Source organism: Pseudomonas sp. HR1 (assembly GCF_030175875.1).
In the GTDB taxonomy this organism is placed as follows: Bacteria; Pseudomonadota; Gammaproteobacteria; order Pseudomonadales; family Pseudomonadaceae; genus Chryseomonas; species Chryseomonas oryzihabitans.
In genome coordinates this window covers 31,118-56,565 of sequence record NZ_JASNRF010000006.1, presented here as the reverse complement: position 1 = coordinate 56,565, position 25,448 = coordinate 31,118, and the positions used below count along the sequence as shown (strand labels likewise).

General features: G+C 64.8%; 15 protein-coding genes and 1 pseudogene. 9 read left to right on the top strand and 7 right to left on the bottom strand.

Features of this window, described 5'->3' with window-relative positions:
* The first annotated feature begins 94 nt into the window (after positions 1-94).
* From glgA to QKY98_RS19990, 9 genes are all read left to right on the top strand, one after another.
* Entirely contained in the window at positions 95-1,678 is a 1,584-nt protein-coding gene (gene glgA / locus QKY98_RS20030) for a glycogen synthase GlgA (protein WP_256594373.1), read from the top strand.
* A 159-nt stretch (positions 1,679-1,837) separates the two neighbouring features.
* Positions 1,838-3,643, top strand: coding sequence for a malto-oligosyltrehalose trehalohydrolase (gene treZ / locus QKY98_RS20025; RefSeq protein ID WP_284671450.1), 1,806 nt, complete (start codon positions 1,838-1,840; stop codon positions 3,641-3,643).
* On the top strand, positions 3,640-5,706 hold the full coding sequence (gene malQ, locus QKY98_RS20020) for a 4-alpha-glucanotransferase (RefSeq protein WP_284671449.1): 2,067 nt from the start codon (positions 3,640-3,642) through the stop codon (positions 5,704-5,706). The genes treZ and malQ overlap by 4 nt, the downstream gene beginning before the upstream one ends.
* Positions 5,703-8,510, top strand: a complete 2,808-nt coding sequence (gene treY / locus QKY98_RS20015; protein ID WP_284671448.1) for a malto-oligosyltrehalose synthase — start codon at positions 5,703-5,705, stop codon at positions 8,508-8,510. The genes malQ and treY overlap by 4 nt, the downstream gene beginning before the upstream one ends.
* Complete coding sequence (locus QKY98_RS20010) at positions 8,507-9,013, top strand: DUF2934 domain-containing protein (protein WP_044341786.1); 507 nt, start codon at positions 8,507-8,509, stop codon at positions 9,011-9,013. Before treY ends, QKY98_RS20010 begins: the two co-directional genes overlap by 4 nt.
* Before the next feature lie 251 nt (positions 9,014-9,264).
* Positions 9,265-11,454 (top strand): glycogen debranching protein GlgX, encoded by a 2,190-nt coding sequence (gene glgX, locus QKY98_RS20005; protein ID WP_223855432.1) that lies wholly within the window; start codon positions 9,265-9,267, stop codon positions 11,452-11,454.
* Positions 11,451-12,212 carry an endonuclease/exonuclease/phosphatase family protein gene (locus QKY98_RS20000; protein WP_007161821.1) on the top strand — a complete coding sequence of 254 codons (762 nt, stop codon included), beginning with the start codon at positions 11,451-11,453 and terminating at the stop codon, positions 12,210-12,212. Before glgX ends, QKY98_RS20000 begins: the two co-directional genes overlap by 4 nt.
* Positions 12,209-13,456, top strand: a complete 1,248-nt coding sequence (gene clsB / locus QKY98_RS19995) for a cardiolipin synthase ClsB (RefSeq protein WP_284671447.1) — start codon at positions 12,209-12,211, stop codon at positions 13,454-13,456. Before QKY98_RS20000 ends, clsB begins: the two co-directional genes overlap by 4 nt.
* Complete coding sequence (locus QKY98_RS19990; RefSeq protein ID WP_037007058.1) at positions 13,453-14,499, top strand: lysylphosphatidylglycerol synthase transmembrane domain-containing protein; 1,047 nt, start codon at positions 13,453-13,455, stop codon at positions 14,497-14,499. Before clsB ends, QKY98_RS19990 begins: the two co-directional genes overlap by 4 nt.
* Positions 14,500-14,507: 8 nt before the next feature.
* Here QKY98_RS19990 and QKY98_RS19985 read toward each other — a convergent pair whose 3' ends face one another.
* The 7 genes and pseudogenes from QKY98_RS19985 to QKY98_RS19955 all read right to left on the bottom strand — a co-directional run.
* Entirely contained in the window at positions 14,508-15,233 is a 726-nt protein-coding gene (locus tag QKY98_RS19985) for a polysaccharide lyase family 7 protein (RefSeq protein WP_027599231.1), read from the bottom strand.
* A gap of 89 nt (positions 15,234-15,322) precedes the next feature.
* The gene (glgB, locus tag QKY98_RS19980) at positions 15,323-17,542 is read right to left on the bottom strand and encodes a 1,4-alpha-glucan branching protein GlgB (protein WP_284671446.1); all 2,220 of its coding nucleotides are present in this window, start codon (positions 17,540-17,542) and stop codon (positions 15,323-15,325) included.
* A complete protein-coding gene (gene treS / locus QKY98_RS19975; RefSeq protein WP_181085526.1) occupies positions 17,539-20,868 on the bottom strand; it encodes a maltose alpha-D-glucosyltransferase in 3,330 nt (1,109 codons plus the stop codon). Before treS ends, glgB begins: the two co-directional genes overlap by 4 nt.
* 133 nt (positions 20,869-21,001) lie before the next feature.
* Positions 21,002-23,005 (bottom strand): alpha-1,4-glucan--maltose-1-phosphate maltosyltransferase, encoded by a 2,004-nt coding sequence (locus tag QKY98_RS19970; protein ID WP_284671445.1) that lies wholly within the window; start codon positions 23,003-23,005, stop codon positions 21,002-21,004.
* A 456-nt stretch (positions 23,006-23,461) separates the two neighbouring features.
* Positions 23,462-24,292 carry an NAD(+) synthase gene (nadE, locus tag QKY98_RS19965; protein ID WP_144945141.1) on the bottom strand — a complete coding sequence of 277 codons (831 nt, stop codon included), beginning with the start codon at positions 24,290-24,292 and terminating at the stop codon, positions 23,462-23,464.
* The gene (locus tag QKY98_RS19960) at positions 24,289-24,798 is read right to left on the bottom strand and encodes a CinA family protein (protein ID WP_027599226.1); all 510 of its coding nucleotides are present in this window, start codon (positions 24,796-24,798) and stop codon (positions 24,289-24,291) included. Before QKY98_RS19960 ends, nadE begins: the two co-directional genes overlap by 4 nt.
* Positions 24,799-24,963: 165 nt before the next feature.
* Positions 24,964-25,446, bottom strand: a pseudogene (locus tag QKY98_RS19955) (nucleotidyltransferase family protein); the annotation flags it as partial.
* Between the last annotated feature and the right edge of the window lie 2 nt (positions 25,447-25,448).

Genomic DNA, 25,448 nt, shown 5'->3' with positions numbered 1-25,448 from the left:
GGCTGTAGGCGTTTTTGAACCAGGAGCATCGAGCTTCAGGAAAGAAGCAATCAGGTAAACCTCAGTCTCGAACTTGCTGCATTGGGAGCGCACCATGGCAAATGCCGTCGTGGGGAAATTTGGGGCTCTGGAGCCCGTTGAAACTGCCACTCGCACCACCAGATCCAGCTCTCTCCGCAAGCGCACGGACGAGCCTCAGCTGACGCTGAGCTCCGTCGTCGAAAGTCGTAAACGCATTCTTTTCGTGACTCCGGAAATTTCCGACTTCGTCAAGGCCGGTGGCCTGGGCGAGGTATCGGGCGCCCTGCCGCGCGCCCTCGCCGCCTCCCACGACGTCCGGGTGTTGATCCCCGGCTATCGTCAGGTGATGGCCGCGATCAAGGATCGCGTGCAGATGGTCGGCCGCATCGCCGCCCGCGCCGCCATGCCGGCCTGCGAGATCGGTCGCGTCAATCTGGAAGACGGCCTGGTCGTCTATGTACTGATCTGCCCCGAACTCTATGAGCGCCCGGGCAACCCCTATGGCGACCTGAACGGTGCCGACTGGGCCGACAACCATATCCGCTTCGGTCGGCTGGCCAGCGCTGCCGCCGATTTCGCCCTGGGCGACGCCTCCATCCGCTGGGTGCCGGACCTGCTCCACCTCAACGACTGGCAGACCGGCCTCGCCGCCGGCTACCTGCGCTGGAAGGGTGCCAGCACCCCGTGCCTGACCACCATCCACAACCTGGCGTACCAGGGTCTGTTCCCGGCGTCGGTCATGGCCGACCTGGACATCCCCGCCCACGCCTTTCAGATGGAGGGCCTGGAGTTCTGGGGCAAGGTGTCCTTTCTCAAGGCCGGTCTGGTCTATGCCGACCACATCACCACGGTCAGCCACACCTACGCCCAGGAAATCACCACCGCGGAATTCGGTTGCGGCCTCGAAGGCCTGCTGCAGGTCAAGGCCCGTGACGGCAAGCTGACCGGTCTGCTCAACGGTATCGACGATGGCTGGAGCGCCTGCAGCGACCCGCACCTGTGCCAGCAATTCACCGAATCGGACTGGGACGGCAAGGCGGTCAACGCCGCGCGCATTCGCGAGGAATTCGGCCTGGAGCCCTCCAACGGCCCGTTGTTCGCCGTGGTCTCCCGACTGGTCCAGCAGAAAGGCATCGACCTGACCATCGAGGCGGCCGATCACATCGTCGCCCGCGGTGGCCAGCTGATGATCATCGGTTGCGGCGAGCCGCACATCGAGCGCCAGGTACGGGCCCTGGCCCTGCGCCATCCCGGTCGCGTCAGTGCCCACATCGGCTTCTGCGAGACCGAGGCACGGCGGATGTACGCCGGGAGCGACTTCCTGCTGATGCCCTCGCGCTTCGAGCCGTGCGGCCTGAGCCAGATGTACGCCCAGCGCTTCGCCTCCCTGCCGATCGCCACCCGCACTGGCGGCCTGGCCGACAGCATCGAGGACGGCACCACCGGCTTCCTGTTCGCCCCGCTGTCGCTGGAAAACTACATCAGCGCTATCGACCGCGCCCTGGGTGTGTTCGAACGTCAGGACCTCTTGCTGGCCATGCGTCATCGCGCCATGCAGGGCCCGTTCTTCTGGTCCGAATGCGCCAAGCCCTATGCCTCGCTGTACCTCGATCTGCTCCAGACCACCGCTCACCAGGAGCGTCAGGTCGGCGCCTGAGGCGCAACCTGACTACCAAGCGCTTTTCCCTCGGCAAAAGGCCGACGAAAAGCGCTTTCCCCGCCTAACTTTGCGCAACTCTCACCGGTCATAACAGCAACTGCGGCCAACTGGGCCGCAGCGTCTTTTCTGCCGTCCGGTTTCGGGAGTTCTCTATCCATGACTGATATTTCGCGCGACGCAGCCGCGGTGACCGGGGGCTATGCCTGGCAGACCCGTGCCGGTGCCACTCTGGTGAACAAGGAACGCACCCTCTTCCACTTCTGGGCGCCCAGCGCCGACGCCGTGTCGGTGGTCCTGGAAGGTGGCATGACCCTTCCCATGGAAGCCGAGCAAGACGGCTGGTTCGCGGTGGAGGCCCAATGCGGTGCCGGCACCCGTTATCGCTACCAGATCAAGGACCTGCTGGTCCCCGACCCGGCCTCCCGCGCCCAGGCCGGCGATGTGCACGAGCCGAGCATCGTCATCGACCCCACCACCTACCACTGGCAGACCGTAGAGTGGCAGGGCCGTCCCTGGCACGAGAGCGTCATCTATGAATTGCACGTCGGCACCCTGGGTGGCTTCGCGGGCGTCGAGAAGCTGGTGCCGCGCCTGGCGGCACTGGGTGTCACCGCCATCGAACTGATGCCGCTTTCGGAATTCCCCGGCGATCGCAACTGGGGCTATGACGGCGTCCTGCCCTACGCGGTGGAGGCCTCCTATGGCACCCCGGACGATCTCAAGTCGCTGATCGACACCGCCCACGGCCATGGCGTCATGGTCTACCTGGACGTGGTCTACAACCACTTCGGACCGGACGGCAACTACCTGCACGCCTATGCCGAGCGCTTCTTCCGCGAAGACATCCATACGCCCTGGGGCGCGGCCATCGATTTCCGCCAGGACGCGGTACGCCGCTACTTCATCGACAACGCCCTGATGTGGCTGATGGAGTATCGCTTCGACGGCCTCAGATTCGATGCCGTCCACGCCATCAACGACAAGGGCTTCCTCGAAGAGATGGCCGAGGAGATCCGCAGCACCGTCGAGCCGGGTCGCCACATCCACCTGATGCTGGAGAACGAGGACAACACGGCCACGCTGCTGGGTGGCAAGCACTACAACGCGCAGTGGGCGGACGATTGGCACAACGTCATCCACCCCATGCTGACCGACGAGAACGAAGGCTACTACCAGGACTTCACCGAGGACGCCACGGCCAAGCTGGTGCGCTGCCTGGGCGAGGGCTTCATCTACCAGGGCGAGCAGACCCGCCATGGCAAGGCCCGTGGTGAACCCAGCAAGGACCTGCCGGCCTCGGCGTTCGTCATCTTCCTGCAGAACCACGATCAGGTCGGCAACCGCGCCTTCGGTGAACGCCTGACCCGTCTGGCGCCCGAGCCGGCACTAAAGGCCGCCACCGCCCTGCTGCTGCTCAGCCCGATGATTCCGCTGCTGTTCATCGGTGAGGAATGGGGCAGCCGCCAACCCTTCCTGTTCTTCACCAGCCACAACGACGAGCTGGCCGAGCTGGTCCGCGACGGCCGTCGCAACGAATTCAAGGACTTCGATTTCTTCACCAGCGAAGAGCATCGCCAGCAGATCCCCGATCCGAACGCGCCCAAGACCTTCGAAGATTCCAAGCCCAATTTCGGCGAGGCCGATCAGCCCGACCACGCCGCCTGGCTGGGGCTGTATCGCGAGCTGCTGGAAATCCGCCGCCGCGAACTCTTCCCGCGGCTGGAAGGTGCCCGCCCCATGAGCGCCGAAGCCCTGGCCGAGCGCGCCGTGCGGGCGCGCTGGAGTCTCGCCGACGGCAGCCGCCTGACCATCGAGCTCAACCTGAGCGACAAGGCCGTGCCGGTGGACGAGGCACCCCAGGGCGAGCTGCTGCACAGCAGTGACGCCAGCGCAACGCCGACCCGCCAGGACGGCACCCTGGCCGCTCACTCGGCACTGGTCTGGCTGGAGAAAAAGGCATGAGTGGAGATCGTCTGGAACAACTGGCGGAGGCCGCGGGCATCGCCATCGAATGGACCGCCTACGACGGCAAGCGCCAACGGGTGAGCCCCGATGCCCTGCGCAATCTGCTCAAGGCCATCGAGTTGCCGGCGGACAGTGACGACGAGATCGACACCAGCCTGCGCAAGCTGGCCGAGGTGGGCGACAAGCACCATCTGCCGCCGCTCATCACCGCGGTGGTCGGCAAGCCGGTTGGGGCGCCGGACCAGTTCAAGCGTGGCGTCCGCTACCAGGTGCAGCTGGAAGACGGCGAGCGTCTGGACGGTCAGGTCGACGACCGCGGACAGCTGGCGCCGATCAGCGCCGCCGGTTATCACCAGGCCGAGGTCGATGGCGAAGCCCTGACCCTGGCCGTGGCGCCGGAACGCTGCTTCACCATCGCCGACGCCACCGGTAACGAGCAGGCCCGTCTCTGGGGGCTGGCCGTGCAGCTCTACAGCCTAAGGCGCGAAGGGGGCAGCGGCGCCGGCGATCTGCTGGGCCTGGTGCACCTCGCCAAGGCCGCAGGCAGCAAGGGCGCCGACGCCTTGGCCATCAGTCCGCTGCACGCCATGTTCAGCGCCGACGGCAGTCGCTACAGCCCCTACTCCCCGTCGAGTCGGGTGTTCTTCAACGTGCTCTATGCCGCGCCGGAGCTGGTCCTGGGTGCCGAGCCGGTGCGCCAGGCCATGCAGCGCGCCGGCCTGCAGGCCGAAGCCGAGCGCCTGGAGCAACTGGAACTGATCGACTGGCCGGCCCTGGCCAGGCTGCGGCTGCGCTTGCTGCGCACCCTGCACCTGGATTTCCGTACCGCTGGCGGTGAGCTGCGCGAGCGCTTCGAAGCCTTCCGCCGCGACGGTGGCGACGCCCTGGAAAACCATTGCCGCTTCGAAGCCCTGCATGCCTCCTTCACCCAGGGCGATGCCTCGCCCAGCTGGCAGCATTGGCCCCAGCAGTATCGCGATCCCAAGAATCCGGCCGTGGCCGAATTCGCTGAACGCCATGCCCAGGACGTGGAGTTCTATGCCTTCACCCAGTGGCTGGCCAGCGAAGGACTGTCCGCGGCCCAGGCGCAGTGCCGCGAAGCAGGCATGAAGATCGGCCTGATCGCTGACATCGCCGTAGGCGCCGACGGTGGCGGCAGCCAGGCCTGGAGTCGCCAGGAAGAGCTGCTGGCCTCGGTCACCGTGGGTTGTCCGCCGGATCTGCTCAACCAGAAGGGCCAGGGCTGGGGCATTTCCGCCTTCTCCCCCACCGGCATGGTCAAGCATGGCTTCCGCGCCTTCATCGAGATGCTTAGGGCCAACTTCGCCCATGCCGGCGGCGTGCGCATCGACCATGTGATGGGGCTGCAACGTCTTTGGCTGGTGCCCGAGGGTGCCTCCCCGGCCGACGGCGCCTATCTCTCCTATCCGATCGATGACCTGCTGCGGCTGGTGGCGCTGGAATCCTGGCGTTACCGCTGCGTGGTCATGGGTGAAGACCTGGGCACCGTACCCGAGGGCTTTCGCGAGCGGCTGGCCGAGCGCGCCATCATGGGCATGCAGGTGCTGCTGTTCGAGCGCGATGGCGAGGCCTTCAAGCCGGCCGCACAGTGGTCGGACACGGCCATGGGCATGCCCACCACCCACGACCTGCCGACCCTCACCGGCTGGTGGCAGGGTCGCGACGCCGATTGGCAGGAAGAGCTCGGACTGTTGCCCGACGGCACCTCGCGCCAGGATCGTCTCGACGAGCGTGCCAAGGACCGCCAGCAGCTGGCCAAGGTGCTGGAGCTGGACGACACCCGGGAAAGCAATGTCGAGTCCGCCGTCGATGCCGCTATCGACTTCATCGGCCGCACCCCGGCGCCGCTGATCATCCTGCCGGTGGAAGATGCCCTGGGTCAGCTGGAACAGGCCAACCTGCCCGGCACCACCAACGAACACCCCAACTGGCTGCGCCGCTGGGATGACCCCGCCGAGCGCCTGCTGGATGCCGCTACCCCTGAACGACGCCTACGCGTGCTGAGCACTGCTCGTAACAATCCGGAGAACACTCGATGAGTCGCTTGCGCGCTACCGTACGCCTGCAGTTCCACAAGGACTTCACCTTCGACGACGCCCTGCCCCTGGTGGAGTACTACGCCAAGCTGGGCATCAGTCACTTCTATGCCTCGCCCATCACCACCGCGCGCGCCGGTTCCGTGCACGGCTATGACGTGGTCGATCCGACCCGGGTCAACCCGGAGCTGGGCGGCGAAGAGGCGCTGCGGCGTCTGGTCGCCCGCCTGCGCGAACACGGCATGGGCCTGATCGCCGACTTCGTACCCAACCATACCAACGTGGGTGGCTCGGAAAACGCCTGGTGGCTGGACATCCTCGAATGGGGTCGCCAGAGCCGCTACGCGGGCTTCTACGACATCAACTGGTACGGGCCCGACCCGGATCTGCAAGGCCAGGTGCTGCTGCCCTTCCTCGGTGACGCCTATGGCAACGTGTTGCAGGCCGGCGAACTCAAGCTGGTATTCGACGCCGAGCAAGGCGCCTTCCGCGTCGAGTACTACGCCCACCACTTTCCGATCAATCCGGGTACCTACGGTCAGATCCTGCGCGAGAGCGACCTGCCCCAGCTGAGTCTGTTCGCCGATGCCTTCTCGGCACGGGCCAAGGACCTGGAAGAAGCCCGTGGCGCCCAGCGCCAACTGGCCGATGCCGCAAAGGACCCCGCCGTCGCCGCCGCCATCGACAAGGCGGTCGCCGCCTTCGACGGTAGCCAGGCCGCCAACCAGGAGCGGCTGCACGCCCTGCTGGAGAGTCAGCACTATCGCCTGGCCAGCTGGCGCACCGCCTCGGACGACATCAACTGGCGGCGCTTCTTCGACATCACCGAACTGGGCGGTCTGCGCATGGAGCGCCACGAGGTGTTCGAAGAAACCCATTCGCTGATCTTCCGCCTGATCAGCGAAGGCCTGCTCGACGGCCTGCGCCTGGATCACATCGACGGCCTGGCCAATCCGCGCGCCTATTGCCGCAAGCTGCGCCGTCGCGTCGACGACCTCTGCGCCAGCCGCACCGGCGGCGCGCCGGAGGACGGCTTCCCCATCTACATCGAGAAGATCCTCGCCGAAGGCGAGCAGTTGCGGGAAGGCTGGGGCATCGACGGCACCACCGGCTACGAATTCATGAACGAGGTGTCGGCGGTGCAACATGCCGCCAGTGGCGAAGCCCCGCTGCGCCAGTTCTGGGCCGAGCGGACCGGTCGTACCGAGGACTTCCTCGAAGAGGTGCGGGAAGCGCGCCGCCTGGTGCTCACCACCGCGCTGAACAGCGAGTTCGAATCGGCCGTGCATACCCTGCACCTGCTGGCGCAGCAGGATTGGCGCACCCGCGACACCAGCCAGGGCGCCATCCGCCGGGTGTTGCTGGAGCTGATCGTGCAGTTCAAGGTCTATCGCACCTACGCCGGCGCGGCGGGCTTCGTCGGCAACGACGCCCAGTGGTTCGATACCGCACTGGAAGCTGCTCGCCCCCACGTCAGCGAGGCGGAGCAACCGCTGCTGGAACAGCTGCGCGCCTGGCTGGGTGGCGACGCCCCGCGTCACAAGCCCGTGGGCAGCGTGGCCCGCCGCGAGCAGCGTCGTGCCATCACCAAGTTCCAGCAACTCACCTCGCCGATCGCCGCCAAGGCGGTGGAAGACACGGCCTGCTATCGCTCCGCGCCGCTGCTGTCGCGCAATGACGTGGGCTTTGATCCACAGCATTTCGCCCAGCCGGTCAGTGCCTTCCACCAGGCCAGCGGTTGGCGCGCCGAGCACTTCCCACGCAACATGCTGACCACCGCGACCCACGACCACAAGCGTGGCGAAGACACCCGCGCGCGCCTGGCAGTGGTCTCGGAACGCCCGGACGCCTACATCGCCCAGGCCACCCGCTGGATGGAACAGGCCGCACCGTTGCGCGGCCAGTGGAACGACGCGCCGGCGCCGACGCCGGGCGATGAAATGATGCTTTACCAGACCCTGCTCGCCAGCTGGCCGCTGCAGCTCCAGGCCGATGACCAGAAGGGTCTGGAGGCCTATCTGGAGCGGCTGCTGCAGTGGCAGGAAAAGGCCCTGCGCGAGGAGAAGCTGGAGTCCGATTGGTGGGCGCCGAATGGCGACTACGAGGCGGCCTGCAAGGCCTTCCTGGAAGGTCTGCTCACCAACGATAAGTACCGCGCCCTGCGCGGCGAGATCGTCACCGCGGTCCGCGAACTCGCTCCGGCCGGTGCGCTGAACGGCCTGGTGCAGATGCTACTGCGCAATACCGCGCCCGGCGTGCCCGACCTCTACCAGGGCGGTGAATTCTGGGACTTCAGCCTGGTGGAGCCCGACAACCGCCGTGCCGTGGACTATGCCCCGCGGCAGCAGGCGCTGACCAAGAACGCTTCCGTCGAGGCTGCCCTGGATGCCTGGCAGAACGGCGAGATCAAGCAACAGGTCTTGGCTGCCGTGCTCCAACTGCGCAAGCAGCAGCCGCAGCTGTTCACCGAAGGTCGCTACCTGCCCCTGACCGTAGTGGGCGCCCATGCCGATCAGGTGCTGGCGTTCGCCCGTACCTGGGAGCAACAGGCGGTGATCGTCATCGTGCCGGTGCATGCCTCCGACCTCATGCAGAACGATGGAAATCTCCGCTTTTCCGCAGAGGCCTGGCAGGACACCCGGATAAAACTTCCGGAAACCTTGTCCATGTACCGTTTTGGGGAAACTTTTGCCCCGGCATCTGTCCATGACCAGAAGAAAGAGCTTTCTGTCGGCGAGGTTCTGGCACGTTTTCCGCTTGGATTGCTCAGCACACAAGACATCACTCAAGGAGCCGCACCGCAATGACCCAAAAAGACGAACGCATCCAGCAGCTCGCCTATCAGATCTGGGAGTCCGAAGGACGGCCGGCCCACGAACATGATCGCCACTGGGAGATGGCGACTCGACTGTACGAAGCCGAACAGGAAGGCGTGGCCAAGAAGACCGCGGCCAAGAAGCCTCGCGCGACCAAGGCTGCGGCAGCGAGCGCGGACAAGCCCGTCGCCAGCAAGCCCCGCACCACCGGCAAGACCAAGAGTGGCAGCGAGAAGGCCGCTACCGAAGCCGCAGCGGCCGGTGAGTCGGTAACCGAGAAGGTGGAATCGGCGGCCAAGAAGGTTGCCTCCAAGGTCAAGCAGGCGGTCAAGCCCAGTGCAGGCAAGACCGGCGCGAGCAAGACCACCGCCAGCAAGGCCAAGGCCGATGCCAACGTCGACGCAACCGGCGTAGGCGTGGCGCCGGCCACGCCGAAGAAGCCGCGCGCGTCCCGCGCCAAGGCGGCCACGACCAAGCCCGCCGCCACCGAGTGATGTGATGTTTCGGCCTGGCCGTCCGGCCAGGCCTTCCCCCCCGCCGCTTCGCTGCGGTGTCTGCGTTATCGCTGTTTTCCTGATTTTTTCCTAAAAAAACAACGCTTTGTCGGTTCGCCATCAGGGCTCGGAACTGCGCTGCGTCGGGCCTTTCATATGCAGGTAGCCGGATCTGTATCGATTCAGCCACCGGCAGGTATTGAGAGCCGAGTCAGAGCTACTTCCTTCCTAGCTATCCCGAGAGCGTCGAAATGACTTCAACCGAGTCCAACAAGCCGTTAACCGAAGCGACCACTTTCATCAGCAAGTCCAAGTCTCGTGTTCGTGAAGGGCTGCCCTACCCCCTGGGCGCCACCTGGGACGGCTCCGGCGTGAACTTCGCCATCTTTTCCGCCAACGCCACCAAGGTGGAACTCTGTCTCTTCGACGACGAAGGCAAGGAAGAAATCGAGCGTATCGAACTGCCGGAATTCACCAACGAGATCTGGCACGGCTATCTGCCCGACGCCCGTCCCGGCACCCTCTACGGCTATCGCGTGCATGGCCCGTACGAGCCGCAGAATGGCCATCGTTTCAACCACAACAAGCTGCTGATCGATCCCTATGCCAAGCAGATCGTGGGCGAGCTGGAGTGGAACGACGCCCTGTTCGGCTACACCATAGGCCACCCCGATGGCGACCTGTCCTTCGACGAGCGTGACAGCGCGCCCTTCATGCCGCGCTGCCGCGTCATCGACCCCGCCTTCACCTGGGGCAACACCACCCACCCGCGCGTGCCGCGTGATCGCACCGTGTTCTACGAGACCCACGTCCGTGGCTACACCATGCAGCACCCGGCCGTCCCGGAAAGCGCCCGCGGCACCTTTTCCGGTCTGCAGGAGAGCGAGGTCATCGACTACATCAAGTCGCTCGGCATCACCTCCGTCGAACTGATGCCGATCCACTACTTCCTCGATGACAACCACCTGCTGGAAAAGGGCCTGAGAAACTTCTGGGGTTACAACACCCTGGCCTTCTTCGCCCCGCACTCGCGCTACATGGCCAGCCAGTCCATCGGCGAATTCAAGGTGATGGTCGCGCGCATGCACAACGCCGGCCTCGAGGTCATCCTCGACGTGGTCTACAACCACACCGCCGAAGGCAACGAGATGGGCCCGACCCTCTCGCTCAAGGGCATCGACAACGCCAACTACTACCGCCTGATGCCCGATGATGCGCGCTACTACATCAACGACACCGGCACCGGCAACACCCTGAACATGAGCCACCCCTGCGTGCTGCAGATGGTGACCGACTCGCTGCGCTACTGGGCTACCGAGATGGGCGTGGACGGCTTCCGCTTCGACCTGGCCACCATCCTGGGTCGCGAGCCGGACGGCTTCGACGAGGGCGGCGGCTTCCTGCACGCCTGCCGTCAGGACCCGATCCTGGCCGAGACCAAGCTCATCGCCGAACCCTGGGACTGCGGCCCTGGCGGCTATCAGGTGGGCAACTTCCCGCCCGGCTGGATGGAGTGGAACGACACCTTCCGCGACACCGCCCGTGCCTTCTGGAAGGGTGACGAGGACAAGATCGGCGACTTCGCGAAGATCTTCCTGGGCTCCGGCGACAAGTTCAATCGTCGCGGTCGCAAGCCCTATTCGTCCGTGAACTTCGTGACCGCCCACGATGGCTTCACCCTGGCCGATACCGTGTCGTACAACGACAAGCACAACGAGGCCAACGGCGAAGACAACAACGACGGTCACTCCCACAACCTGTCGTGGAACTGTGGCGCCGAAGGCGAGACGGACGATCCGGAAATCATCGAGCTGCGCTATCGCCAGATGCGCAACCTGCTGGCCACCCTCTTCCTCTCCCAGGGCACGCCGATGCTGCTGGCCGGCGACGAATTCGCCCGGACCCAGGGCGGCAACAACAACGCCTACTGCCAGGACAGCGAGATCGGTTGGGTCAACTGGGAGATCAGCGAGAAGAGCGCCGAACTGCAGGAATACGTGCGCAACCTGATCGACCTGCGTCGTCGCTATCCGCTGCTGCGTCGTAGCCGCTTCTTCACCGGCGCCTACAACGAGGAATTGGGCGTCAAGGACGTCACCTGGCTGCAACCCGGTGGCACCGAGATGGGCGACGAGCAATGGCAAGACGGCAGCAACAAGTGCATGGGCATCCTGCTCGATGGCCGGGCCCAACCGACCGGCATTCGTCGCAAGGGCGCGGATACCTCGCTGCTGATTCTGGTCAATGCTCATTATGACGTGGTGGATTTCACCCTGCCGGAAGTCCCCATGGGCGAGCATTGGTCCCTGCAGCTGGACACCAATCAGCCCGACCTGGATGCCGGCGACGTCTTCAATTTCGGAGACACCTATCAGGTCACCGGACGCTCGGTATTGCTGTTCGAGCTGACCCAGACCAAGCGGAGGAAGCGCCAGGCATGACGGACGCGCAACAGGGTTTTTCGTTCAAGGTCCTGACCATCAACACGCACAAGGGCTTCACGTCCTTCAACCGCAAGTTCATCTTGCCGGAATTGCGCGAGGCGGTGCGGACGGTGTCAGCGGACATTGTCTTCTTGCAGGAGGTGTTGGGTACCCACGAAAAGCACCCGTTGCGCTTCGAGAACTGGCCGGCGGCGCCGCAGTACGAGTTCCTGGCCGATTCCATGTGGACCGATTTCGCCTACGGGCGAAATGCGGTCTACCCGGATGGCCATCACGGTAATGCGGTGCTGTCGAAGTTTCCCATCGTCAGTTACGACAACTTCGACATTTCCATCGCCGGACCGGAAAAGCGCGGGATGCTGCACTGCGTCCTGCGTGTTCCGGATCAGGGTGTGGATCTGCACGTGATCTGCGTACACCTGGGATTGCGGGAAAAGCACCGCCAGATGCAGATGAAGCTGATCTGCGAACACATCAATTCCCTGCCCAGCGACGCTCCCGTCGTGGTGGCGGGGGATTTCAACGACTGGCGCCAGAAGGCCAACGACATCCTGGGCCAGGGCGCGGGCCTCGAAGAGGTGTTCATGAAGACCGCGGGGCGCCTGCCCAAGACCTTCCCGGCGAAGCGTCCCCTGCTCTGCCTGGATCGCATCTATACCCGTAACGTCAGTGTCGGGCGCCCACAGGTGCTGGGCAATCAGCCGTGGTCGCACCTCTCCGACCACGCTCCCCTGGCTGCGGACTTCCACCTATGAACTTCGAATGGCGGGACGGAAACCGCATCGCCTTGCTGGAAAACGGCGAGGACTTCTTTCCACGGGTCTTCGAGGCGATCCGCGAAGCCCAGCGCGAGGTGATCATCGAGACCTTCATCCTCTTTTACGACAAGGTCGGCAAGGCCTTGCAGGAGGAATTGGTCGCGGCGGCCAAGCGCGGTGTCCAGGTGGACATCACCGTGGATGCCTATGGTTCACCGGACCTGCCGCAGGCCTTCATCGACGAGATGGTCCATGCCGGGGTGCGCTTTCGCTACTACGATCCGCGCCCCCTGGTTATGGGCATGAGGACCAACCTCTTCCGCCGCCTGCATCGCAAGATCGTGGTGGTGGACGCCCGCCTGGGTTTCATCGGCGGCATCAATTATTCCGCCGAGCACCTGGGCGACTTCGGGCCCGAGGCCAAGCAGGATTATGCCGTCGAGGTCGAAGGCCCCATCGTCGACGACATCCACCGCTTCGCCCGCGACGCCATCAACTCCCCGGAGGAGACCCACCGCTGGTGGGGCAAGCGCTCGCAGAAGCCGGCCGACAATCGCAATCCCGGCAATGCCCAGGCGCTGCTGGTATTCCGCGACAACGACGAGCATCGTGCCGATATCGAAAAGCACTACCTGGAGATGCTGCGCAACGCCAAGCGCGAGGTGGTGATCGCCAACGCCTATTTCTTCCCCGGCTATCGGCTGCTCAGGGAGATGCGCAATGCGGCGCAGCGTGGCGTCCGCGTGGTGCTGATCGTCCAGGGCGAACCGGACATGGCCATCGTCAAGGTCGGCGCCCAGATGCTCTACAACTACCTGGTCAAGGCCGGGGTGGAGATCTACGAATATTGCCTGAGACCCCTGCACGGCAAGGTGGCGACCATGGACGAGCATTGGTCCACCGTGGGTTCGAGCAACCTCGACCCCCTGAGTCTCTCGCTCAATCTCGAATGCAACCTGATCTTCCACGACCATGCCTTCAACCGTGAATTGCGCGGTCGCCTGGAAACCCTGATCCAGAACCACTGCGAGCACGTCGACAGCAGCAAGGTGCCCAAGCGCACCTACTGGCACCTGGCCAAGACGATGCTGGTCTTTCACTTCCTGCGCCACTTTCCCGCCTGGGTCGGCTGGCTGCCCGGTCATACCCCCAAGATCGAACTGGTGAGTCCGCCGGTGCAGCCCGAGCTCGAAACCCAGGACCGGGTCGATTCCTCGATCTCAAGGTATCCGCAACGATGAGCAGCCACAGCGACACCCTGGACCACGCCGACGACGAGGCGGACCAGCAGGCCGCCGACAAGCCACAGAACAAGCACTGGGTGCTGGCCAAGAAGATCCTGACCTGGGTGTTCCTGATCGCGGTGGTGGTGCTGCTGGTGATCTATGCCCGCAAGGTCGACTGGGGCGAAGTCTGGAAGGTCTTCACCGGCTACAAGTGGACCACCCTGGCCATGGCCGGCGGCCTGGTGGTGCTGTCCTACATCATGTATGGCTGCTACGACCTGATCGGGCGCGCCTATTGCGGCCACAAGCTGGTCAAGCGCCAGGTGTTTCTGGTGTCCTTCATTTGCTACGCCTTTACCCTGACCCTGAGCACCTGGGTCGGCGGCATCGGCATGAGGTATCGCCTCTACTCGCGGCTGGGCCTGTCCAGCGGCACCATCACCCGGATCTTTTCCCTGAGCATCGCCACCAACTGGCTGGGGTATGTCCTGCTCGCCGGCGGCATCTTCGTCAGCGGCGTGGTGGACATGCCGCCCAACTGGTTCGTCGGTGATACCACGCTGCGCCTGATCGGTTTTGGCCTGCTGGCCTTCATCGTCTTCTACCTGGGCGTCTGCGCCTTTGCCAAGCAGCGCGAATGGACGGTGCGCAAGCAGCGCCTCGCCCTGCCCTCGTTGCGCATGGCCTGTCTGCAGCTGCTGGTGTCCTCGATCAACTGGATGGCCATGGCCGCCATTGTCTATCTCTTCCTCGGCCGGCAGGTGGACTATCTGCACGTGCTCGGCGTCCTGCTGTTGTCCAGCATCGCCATGGTCATCGTGCATATCCCGGCCGGGGTCGGGGTGCTGGAGACGGTGTTCATCGCCCTGCTGGCCAACGACGGCCTCTCGCAGGGCAAGATCATCGCCGCCCTGCTCGGCTACCGGACGCTGTACTTCATCGTCCCGCTGCTGATCGCCGCCGTGCTCTACTTCGCCCTGGAGAGCCGCGCCAAGAAGCTCAAGGTCAGCAACGACCGCCGCGAAGAGCGCAAGCAGCAGGAAAAGCACGCCACCTAGGACGTGCCCTATCTGTTATTGGGCTGGTGCATGGAAATCAGCCGGTAGAACAGCACACGCCCGCCCTCGGTGGCGGGCCCTTCCCCGTCGCGCAAGCGGGCGCCCGCCTTGAAATACAGGTGATGGCTGCTCCAAGCGCTGTCCAGTTGCAGACCCAGGTCTCCATTGCGCGAACCGGCGCCATGGGCGCGTACAGTGAGCACACCGGTACGCGCCAGCTTGATGTCATAGCTGAAGCGACTGTTGAGCGGTAGATGCTCCAGCAGGATGACGTCCTTGGGACTGTCGGTGGGGCTTTCCCGCAACCGGGCGATGAGTTGGCCCTGCTCGACCTGTCCCTTGGCAGTGGCCGCGCTTTCCACGCGGTAGACCAGTTGCAACAGTGCCTGGGAGGCTTCAGGCGCGGCGGTCTGGTCCTCGATCTGGCTGATGATGACCTCGGGGCGTGAGGGCACCTGCTGCACCGCCGCTTCGGCCTGCAGCAGGGCATCGGCCTCGCGATACTTCCAGGCATAGGCGCTGCCGTCCGGACGCGTTTCGCGCAACTCGGTGGCGGGATAGCTGTTGAAGGGTTGCGGGGTTCCGGTCACGGGGACCCAGAACAGCAGCGACCCTCCCTCACCACGCATGAGATAGGGGCTGCGAAAGGCGCTGCTGTTGAGTTCGGCGGTCTGTACCTGGGCCACGGGCATGGGTACGGGAACCGTCAGATTCCATTCGGCGAGATCGATCATGGTGCTCTCGGTTGCCAGATGCCTGACAAGCATCGCCCAGAACGGGGATGCCTGTCAGCGCAGCGCGTCCCTTGCGGGACGCTCCCGGATCAGCCCTGCGGCTTGAACACCAGCACACCGAGGGGTGGCAACTGCAGATTCAGCGAGGCCGGCTGACCATGGGCGCCGATCTCCTCGGCGTTTACCCCACCGCCATTGCCCAGGTTGGAACCACCGTAGCGCTCGGCGTCGCTGTTGAAGATCTCCTGCCAATGGCCCAGCGAGGGCACGCCCACCCGGTAGTCATGCCGCGGTACTGGCGTGAAGTTGGCGATCACCAGCAAGGGCCGCTGCTGGGCGTCCTTGCGTAACCAGGCGAAGACGCTGTTGCCATTGTCGTCGCCGACCACCCAGTCGAAACCCTCGGGCAGGTGATCGCGCTCGTGCAGTGCCGGCTCATGGCGATAGAGCTGGTTGAGATCGGCCAGCAATTGCTGCACACCGCGGTGGGTGCCGTGCTCCAGGAGGAACCAGTCCAGCTCGCGGTCATGACTCCACTCGCGCCACTGGCCGAACTCGCAGCCCATGAACAACAGCTTCTTGCCCGGGTGGGTCCACATGAAGCTCAGGTAGGTGCGCAGATTGGCGAACTTCTGCCAGACGTCCCCTGGCATCTTCTCGATCATCGAGCCCTTGCCGTGCACCACCTCGTCGTGGGAGATGGGCAGCATGAAGCGCTCGGACCAGGCGTACACCAGGCCAAAGGTCATCTGATGGTGATGGTACTGGCGATAGACCGGATCCTCTTCCACATAGTGGAGGGTGTCGTTCATCCAGCCCATGTTCCACTTGAAGTCGAAGCCCAGGCCACCTTCACTGACCGGTGCGCTCACACCAGGCCAGGACGTGGATTCCTCGGCGATCACCAGCGCACCCGGCGCCTCTTCGTGGACCACCTCGTTGAGGTGACGCAGGAAGGCGATGGTTTCCAGGTTCTCGCGACCGCCATGGATGTTGGGGATCCACTCGCCGTGCTTGCGCGAATAGTCGCGGTAGAGCATGGAAGCCACGGCATCCACCCGCAGGCCGTCGATGTGGAAGTGCTTGAGCCAGTGCATGGCCGAGGCCAGCATGAAGCCGTGCACCTCATGGCGCCCCAGGTTGTAGATGTAGGTGTTCCAGTCCTGGTGGAAGCCTTCGAAGGGATGCTCGTATTCGTACAGGGCGGTGCCGTCGAAGCGAGCCAGGCCGTGTTCGTCGGTGGGGAAATGCGCCGGCACCCAGTCGAGGATGACACCGATGTCGGCCTGGTGGCAGGCGTCGACGAAGGCGGCGAAATCCGCCGGGGTACCGAAGCGCGAGGTGGGCGCGAACTGGCCGAGCGGCTGGTAGCCCCAGGAACCGCTGAAGGGGTGTTCCATGATCGGCAACAGCTCGATATGGGTGAAGCCCATCTCGCGGACATAGGGAATCAGGCGCTCGGCCAGTTCCCGCCAGTTGTACTGGCGCCCCTCGTCACCGCCTTCGCGGCGCCAGGACCCGGCGTGCAGTTCATAGACCGAGATCGGCGCTTCCACACCCTGCAGTTCGCGGCGGCGGGCCATCCAGTCCTGGTCGTGCCAGGTGAAGGGTTTGTTGTCGGCCACCACCGAGGCGGTGCGCGGCGGCAATTCCGCCGCCAGGGCGATGGGGTCGGCCTTGAGCGGCAACACGCCGTGCTGGCCGAGGATCTCGTACTTGTAGGAAGTACCGACCGGCAGGCGCGGCACGAACAGCTCCCAGACGCCGCTGTTAGCGCGCAGGCGCATGGGCAGCCGGCGGCCGTCCCAGCTGTTGAAGTCGCCGACCACCGAGACGCGGCGGGCATTGGGGGCCCAGACCGCGAAGCGCACGCCCTCTACGCCGTCGACTTGGCAGCGCTGAGCACCAAAGGTCTCGCCGAGGTTGCGGTGGCGGCCTTCGTTGAACAGATAGAGGTCGGTCTCCCCCAGCAGCAGACCGAAGGAATAGGGATCCTCGGTCTGCTGCACGCCGCTGGGCCAGCGGATGACCAGCTTGTAGGGCGCGGCGTATTCCAGCCGCGCGACGAACAGCCCGGGCACCCGCCCCGGCTGCATCTGGGCCAGGGGCCGACCGCTGACGCGATCGACCAGCTCCACGCCCAGGGCGTTGGGCAGGAAGGCGCGGACGATCACGCCCTCGCCATCGGGATGGGGACCGAGCACGGCGAAGGGATTGCCGTGCTCGCCGCGGGCCAGCGACTCGGCTTCGGCAGCCGAGAGCCGGGCGTCGTCCAGGGGAGCGACGGGAGCGGTGTTGTGATCGGTCATGCGCGGGCTCCGGACAAGAGGGTCTCGACGATGGCAGCGACGCCACGTAGCGGGATGTTGATCCAGGTGGGTCGGTTGGCAGCCTCGTAGCCTATCTCATACACCGCCTTCTCCAGGCTGTAGAGATCCAGCGCCGCCTGCTCGCCGCGCTCGCCCCACTGGTGGCCGATACCGGCCGCCGCAGCGCGATAGCCTTCCAGGAAGGCCGCGTAGGAGGCATTGCGATAGGTCTCCGCCGCCTTGGCACGCAGCTGCAGATGCTCTTCCGAGGTATCGGCGCCGGCGTTGCTCGACTGGGTGACCATGGCCGCCGCGTAGTCGAAGGAGCGCAGCACCCCGGCGACGTCCTTGTGCGGACCGTACTTGCCGCGCCGCTCTTCCAGCGACCGCGCCGGCTCGCCTTCGAAGTCGATGAGGATGGCGTCGTCCTGGGCCACCAGCACCTGACCCAGGTGCAGATCGCCATGGACGCGGATGCGCAGACCGCCTTCGACATCCGCGGCCAGGGCCTCGATGCGCTTGGCCAGGGCTTCGCGCTTGCCGACCAGACCCTGCAGCAGCTCCTTGCCGGTGGCATCGAGCTTGTCGCTCATGCCCTGCAGGGTGTCCAGAGCACCGTCCACTTGGACGCGAACGCGGTGCGCCAGCTCCTTGGCCGCCTGGGCGTCCACGGTTTCGGGCGCGAAGGCCGCGTCTTCGGTGGGCTGCGCCAGCACCAGGTGCATCTCGCCCAGGCGCTTGCCCAGCACGCCGGCGAAGGCCGCCAGATCGCCCATGGCAGTGAACTCGTTCTCCACGTCGGAGATGCCGCCGCTGAGCAGATCGCGGGTGACGCGATCCAGACCGTCCAGACTCCAGGTCCAGGCATCGCCCTGGTTGTGGATGTGCTGCTGCACCAGCATCAGCACGTGCGGGGTGCCATCCGGCGCGATGCGCTGGGCCACGGCATGGGTCGCGGCGATGTTGGCGAAGCCGGCCTGGGCCAGGTAGCGCCCCATCTCCACTTCCGGATGGATGCCCGGCGCCACCTTGCGGATCAGCTTGAGCATCAGGTGGTCGCCGACGATCAGCGAGCTGTTGGACTGCTCGACACCCAGGTGCTTGATCTCGATGTCCGGATCCAGCGCGAAGTCCTCGGGCTGGTCATAGACCTCGAAGCTCAGCTCGCCGGACGGCGAAGCGATCCTGGCGCCCTTGCGGAAGGCGTCGAACACGCCATGGACGAAGCTGGTCAGGGCGAAGGCATCGGTCACCAGGCCCACGCGCCGCACGTGGCGGATGCGCGACAGGGCCAGCTGGGTGGCCAGCGGACTGCAGTGCTGGTCCTCTTCGGCGAGGAAGCCCAGGGGCAGTGCATAGCGCTCTTCGCCCTTGGCATTGGTCACCACCACCTCGCTGAACATCACTGGCAGCTTGGGCGTGTTGATCTGGGCCGCATAGTCCAGGCGCACGCTGGTGATGGCTTCGTCCTTGGAACCGAACCAGCGCCGCTTGGGCAGATAGACCGGCAGCACCTCTTCGAAGATGCGGCGCGGCTCGCCCTCCAGCAATTCCTGCAGGTGCCGCTTGATGACCACCGTCTGGTAGTCGGGCATCGGCGCCGGCGGCTCGGTGTGCCAGGCAGGCATCTGCTCGTTGCCGGCCAGGTAGAACCAGTAGAAGCCATAGGGCGGCAGGGTCAGCATGTAGGGCAGCTGGCCGATGGGCGGGAAGGCGCTGCCGCCGATCATTTCCACCGGCACCTGACCGGCGAAGCTGGACAGGTCCAGTTCCACCGCCTGGGCGGCGCGGGAGACGTTGGCCACGCAGAGAATGGTCTCGTGTTCGCCCTGGGCGTTGGTGAAGTCGCGCAGGTAGGCCAGGATGCGTCTGTTTGTGGGCGACAGCATCTTCAGGGTGCCGCGACCGAAGGCCTTCTGCTGCTTGCGCACGGCAAGCATGCGCCGGGTCCAGTTGAGCAGCGAATGGGGATCGCGCGACTGGGCCTCGACGTTGATCGCCTGGTAGCCATAGAGCGGATCCATGATCGATGGCAGCACCAGGCTGGCTGGGTCGGCGCGGGAGAAGCCGCCGTTGCGGTCGACCGACCACTGCATCGGGGTACGCACGCCGTCGCGGTCGCCCAGGTGGATGTTGTCACCCATGCCGATTTCGTCGCCGTAGTACATCGTCGGGGTGCCGGGCATCGACAGCAGCAGGCTGTTGAGCAGCTCGATACGCCGACGGTCGCGCTCCAGCAGGGGCGCCAGACGGCGCCGGATGCCGAGGTTGATGCGCGCGCGGCGATCCGAGGCGTAGTAGTTCCACAAATAGTCCCGCTCGCGGTCGGTCACCATCTCCAGGGTCAGTTCGTCGTGGTTGCGCAGGAAGATCGACCACTGGCAGTTGGCCGGGATCTCCGGGGTCTGGCGCAGGATGTCGGTGATGGGGAAGCGGTCTTCCTGGGCGATGGCCATGTACATCCGCGGCATCAGCGGGAAGTGGAAGGCCATGTGGCATTCGTCGCCATCGCCGAAGTACAGCTGGGTGTCTTCCGGCCACTGATTGGCCTCGGCCAGCAGCATGCGATCGGGATAGTTGGCGTCGATCTCGGCGCGGATTTCCTTGAGTACCGCGTGGGTCTCGGGCAGGTTCTCGTTATTGGTGCCGTCGCGTTCCACCAGGTAGGGGATGGCGTCCAGACGCAGGCCGTCGACCCCCATGTCCAGCCAGTACCTCATGATGGAGATCACCGCCTTCATCACCTGGGGATTGTCGAAGTTCAAGTCCGGCTGGTGCGAATAGAAGCGGTGCCAGAAGTACTGGCCGGCGACCGGGTCCCAGGTCCAGTTGGACTTCTCGGTGTCGAGGAAGATGATGCGGGTGCCGTCGTACTTCTGGTCGTCATCGGACCAGACGTAGAAGTTGCGTGCCGCCGAACCTTTCTTGGCGCGGCGGGCGCGCTGGAACCAGGGGTGCTGGTCGGAGGTGTGGTTGATGACCAGTTCTGTGATCACCCGCAGGCCACGGGCATGGGCCTCGGCGATGAACCTCTTGGCATCGGCCATGGTGCCGTAGTCGGGGTGGATGCCGCGGTATTCGGCGATGTCGTAGCCGTCGTCGCGCCGCGGCGAGGGATAGAACGGCAGCAGCCAGATGGTGTTGACGCCCAGGCTGGCGATGTAGTCGAGCTTCTCGATCAGGCCGGGGAAGTCACCGATGCCATCGTTGTTCGAGTCGAAGAAGGACTTCACATGCACCTGATAGATGACCGCGTCCTTGTACCAGAGCGGATCGTCGATGAAGGCAGCGGGTTTGCGGGAACGAGCTTTATTGGGTTTTGCCATGTCGTCAGGTCCTTAACAGGGCGTCTGAATCGAATGCGTGTACCGGTCGTCCTTGCCGCCCGGCAGTGATGACGGCCGGGCCAGGCGGTGCGGATCTGTCCGCACCGCCTGGCCCGTGCCGCCCGAGGTAGCGCTAGTGGCCCGCCTGGATGCGCCAGATGCCGAAGGGCATCGACGGCTCCAGGCGCGTCCACTGGGTCTTGCCGTGCCAGGCCCAGCGGTGCCCAGTCATGAGGTCCTCGCCGTAGGTGGTGGCGTGGTCGTCGAGACCCAGCTCCCACAGCGGCAGTTCGAAGTGGCCTTCCTGGGCGTTGAAGGGATCCAGGTTGACGGCGATCAGGATGAAGTTGCCCAGGTCGTCGGTGCGCTTGCCGAAATAAAGGATCTGGTCGTTCCAGCAGTTGTAGATCTTCAGCCCCAGGTGGGTCTGCAACGCCGGGTTCTGCCGGCGGATGCGGTTGAGCTGGGCGATCTCGCCCATAATGTTGCCGGGGGCGTAGAAGTCGCGCGGGCGCAGCTCGTATTTCTCCGAATCCAGGTACTCCTCCTTGCCCGGCGTGAGCGGCGCGCCCTCGCAGAGTTCGAAGCCGGCGTACATGCCCCACAGGCCGGAGCCCATGGTGGCCAGGGCGGCGCGGATCAGGAAGCCGGGCCGGCCGCTGGTCTGCAGGAAGCCCGGGTTGATGTCCGGCGTGTTGACGAAGAAGTTCGGCCGGTAGCAGTCACGCAGCGGGGCTTCGTTGAGCTGGGTGAAGTATTCAGTCAGCTCGGCCTTGGTGTTGCGCCAGGTGAAGTAGGTGTAGCTCTGGCTATAACCGACCTTGCCCAGGCGCGCCATCATGGCCGGCTTGGTAAAGGCCTCGGCGAGAAACATGACATCGGCGTCACGACCGCGGATATCGGCGATCAGCCATTCCCAGAAGGGCAGCGGCTTGGTGTGGGGGTTGTCGACGCGGAAGATCTTCACGCCCTGCTCCACCCAATGCCAGACCACGTCGCGCAGCGCCAGCCAGAGATCCGGCACGGCATCCTTGGCATAGAAATCGACGTTGACGATGTCCTGGTACTTCTTCGGCGGATTCTCCGCATAGCGCATGGAGCCGTCCGGCCGCCAGGAGAACCAGCCCGGATGCTCCCTGAGCCAGGGGTGATCCGGCGAACACTGGATGGCGAAGTCCAGGGCGATCTCCAGGCCATGGTCGGCAGCGGCCGCCACCAGGGCGCGGAAGTCGTCCAGGGTACCCAGCTCGGGATGCACGGCGTCATGGCCGCCATCCGGGCTGCCGATGGCATAGGGACTGCCCGGCTGGTCCGCGCCCGCCCCCAGGGTGTTGTTCTTGCCCTTGCGGTGGGCCAGGCCGATCGGATGAATCGGCGGGAAATACAGCACATCGAAGCCCATGTCGCGTACGCGCGGCAATTCGCCGATCACGTTGCGGAAGGTGCCATGACGGTGGGGGTCGTCGGTGATGGAACGCGGAAAGAGTTCGTACCAGCTGGCGAATTCGGCGCGCAGGCGCTCGATGTCCAGCGGGTATTCGATGCTGTGGGTCAGGTGAACATAGGCATCCACTGGCGCCATGGCCTGGCTGGCCTCGCCGGCCAGAAGCACGGCGACCTTGTCGCCCTCGCTGCCGGCCTGGTCCAGCCGCTGCAGCAGCGCCTCCAGGGGACCGCGCTGCTCGCCTTCGGCGCGGGACAGGGCCTGCTCGACATGGATGCGGCCTTCCTGCAATTCCAGGTTCAGCCCCACACCCGCGGCGTACTTCTTCTCGATTTCGTAGCGATAGGTGCCCCAGACATCCCACCAGGCCTGGACCACGAATTCGTAGCGACCCACCGCGGGCGGAGTGAAGCGGCCGCGCCAGAGATCGTTGGTTTCCAGGGTCAAGGGAGCCTGTTGCCAGTTCTCCTCGCCCTCCTGACGCCAGAGCACGCTGGCCGCCAGTTTGTCGTGGCCATCGGCGAAGATCTTGGCGGTCACCTCGACGACGCGCCCGGCGATGCCCTTGGCGGCGAACTGGCCATTGTCCACGGCCGGCGTGACCGACTCTATGGCGATGCGCGGGGTCTGGGCAGCGGTAGCGGGATCGAGGGAAAGCGTGGAAAAAGAACCGGGGAGATCGGTGTTCGACATCGAGCCTGACTCCATCTTGGGACGCGTGAAAGGTCGCAACGCGCAAGCGCTGCGACCTTGGTCATGAACCCGCTACTGCTTGGCTTGCCGCCAAAGAGGCCCGGCTGGCCGAACCCTTCAAGGGAATCGGTAACCCGTAGTGACACCCCTAGGGACGCCACTCCAGACAGCCGCGGCTCTACTGCAACCGGAAGCACTCACGCGGGTGTGTCTGAAAGAGTCTGAGCGCCGACGACGCGCAAAAGTTCAGCCAAACCGCAATGAACGACAGGCACGTAAAACTAGCCAAATCACATAAATATCAGCTACTTAAGGTAAATAAATGAAGTTATTTCTAACTTAGCGACCAGCGCTACGGTGCTTGTTGAAGACCACCGTAGCGCAAGCCGGAGTAAGGATCGCCCTCAAGCCAATATTCGATAAATCACTTGAGCTACGATCTATAACCCCATGATTTTAATGATAAGGCGTATAGGGGAGATCGCGCTTGTGCGCGCTACGCCGGTAGGTATTGAGAATGATCTCCAGCGTGGCCGGGCTCACCGCCTTGCCTTCCAGGAAATCGTCGATCTCGGCGTAGGTGATGCCAAAGGCATCTTCATCGGCCTTGCCGGGCGACAGGGATTCCAGATCGGCGGTCGGCACCTTGTGCACCAGTTCGTTCGGGGCGCCCAGCCATTCGGCCACCGCCCGCACCCGCCGCTTGTTGAGACCATGCAGAGGCGTGAGATCGCAGGCGCCATCGCCGAATTTGGTATAGAAGCCCATCAGGGCTTCCGCCGCGTGGTCGGTGCCTATCACCAGACCCCGGCGCGCGCCGGCCACCGCGTACTGGGCGATCATGCGCTGGCGCGCCTTGATGTTGCCCAGCGTGAAATCCTCGTGCAGTTCGTCATCGAAGGCCACGCGGGCTTCGCGCACCGAGGCGAGCATGGCGTCGCTGGCTGGCTTGATGTTGACGGTGTGGGTCTCGTCGGGCTGGATGAATTGCAGGGCGCGCTGGGCATCCGCCTCGTCACGCTGCACGCCATAGGGCAGTCGCATGGCGATGAACCTCAGGCGCGCATTGCCGCTCTCCTCGCGCGCCCGCTCCACCGCCAGCTGGGCCAGGCGACCGGCCGTGGAGGAATCCACGCCGCCACTGATGCCCAGCACATAGCTTTCCTGGCGGCTGTTCAGCAGATAGTCCTTGAGAAACTGGATGCGACGCTCCGCTTCCTCGGCCGGATCGAAATGCTCGGGTACCTGCAGGGCCTGGATGATGTCGCGCTGAAGGGCTTCGGTCATCGGGCGTTCTCCTCTGATTCGCGTTCGAGACGTTGATGATAGGGCACCACGGCGCCGAGGCTGTGCCGGGCCGCCGCCAGCTGCACGGCCTCACGGTCGCCGGAAAAATGCTGGGTTTCAGAATAGAGCACGATGTCGTCACCGACGCGGTAGCCCCAGGCAAAACAGACGGTCCCCTGGGGAATGCCGTCCGCCCCGCCCGGTCCGGCCAGCCCGGTATTGGCGATGGCCACCTGTGCCGGACTGTCGCGCAGGGCGCCAGCAGCCATCTCCCGCGCCACTTCCTCGCTGGTGAGGTTGTGCCGCTCGATGGTTTCCGGCCTGACGCCCAGCAGGCGCTGCTTGGCCTCGGGCGAATAGACGACGTAACCGGATTCGATGCAGCTGCCGCTGCCGGGTATCTCGGACAACAATCCCACCACCTTGCCGGCCGTGCAGGATTCGGCCGTGGTGAGTTGCAGTTCGCGTGTCTTGAGATAGTCCAGCATGGACTCGATTTTGTTCATGAGTGCGTGTCCCCAAAAGCAGTTCTCCTCCGTTGGAAGAACGGCGAAATGGGGAAGTTCTCGGGTCAGTTGCCGGGTATTTTCCAGGTCGGCGGGCGTGTCGATGTCGCGATGGATACCGGCGTCCGCGATCTCCCGCTCTAGTACCGAACCCTCGCGCAGGAGCCGTTTCGCTCCCTCGTCGCCCGTGAGTTCGCCCAGCGCAGCGGCAAAATTCCGACCAAAGAGCACGGGATGGCCGCGCCGGCCCTGGTAAGCAGGGACGACGATGCGCTCGGGATGATGCAGCTCCAGCAGCTGGCGGGCCGTGGCGGGCTGCACGAAGGGCATGTCGCCCAGGGCGACCAGCCAGCCGGACGCCTCGGGCGTCCTTCGCACGGCCGCGGCCAGGCTGTCGCCCATGCCGGTGGTGGGCAGGCTGAGTACCGCCAGGCCTTCCTGCCGCGCCAGCGCGGCGCGCCAGGGGGCGCTGTCCGAGACCACGGCCAGGCACGGCAGACCCAGGCCTCGCCACAATCGAAAGGTCGCCTGCAACACCGTCAGCTCGGACGGACCGGGCAAGATGGCCTGCAGCTTGTCGCCTCCGCCGACGGCGCGGAACCGGCTTCCGGCACCCGCCGCGAGGATCAGCACCTGAACGCCGGGCATCC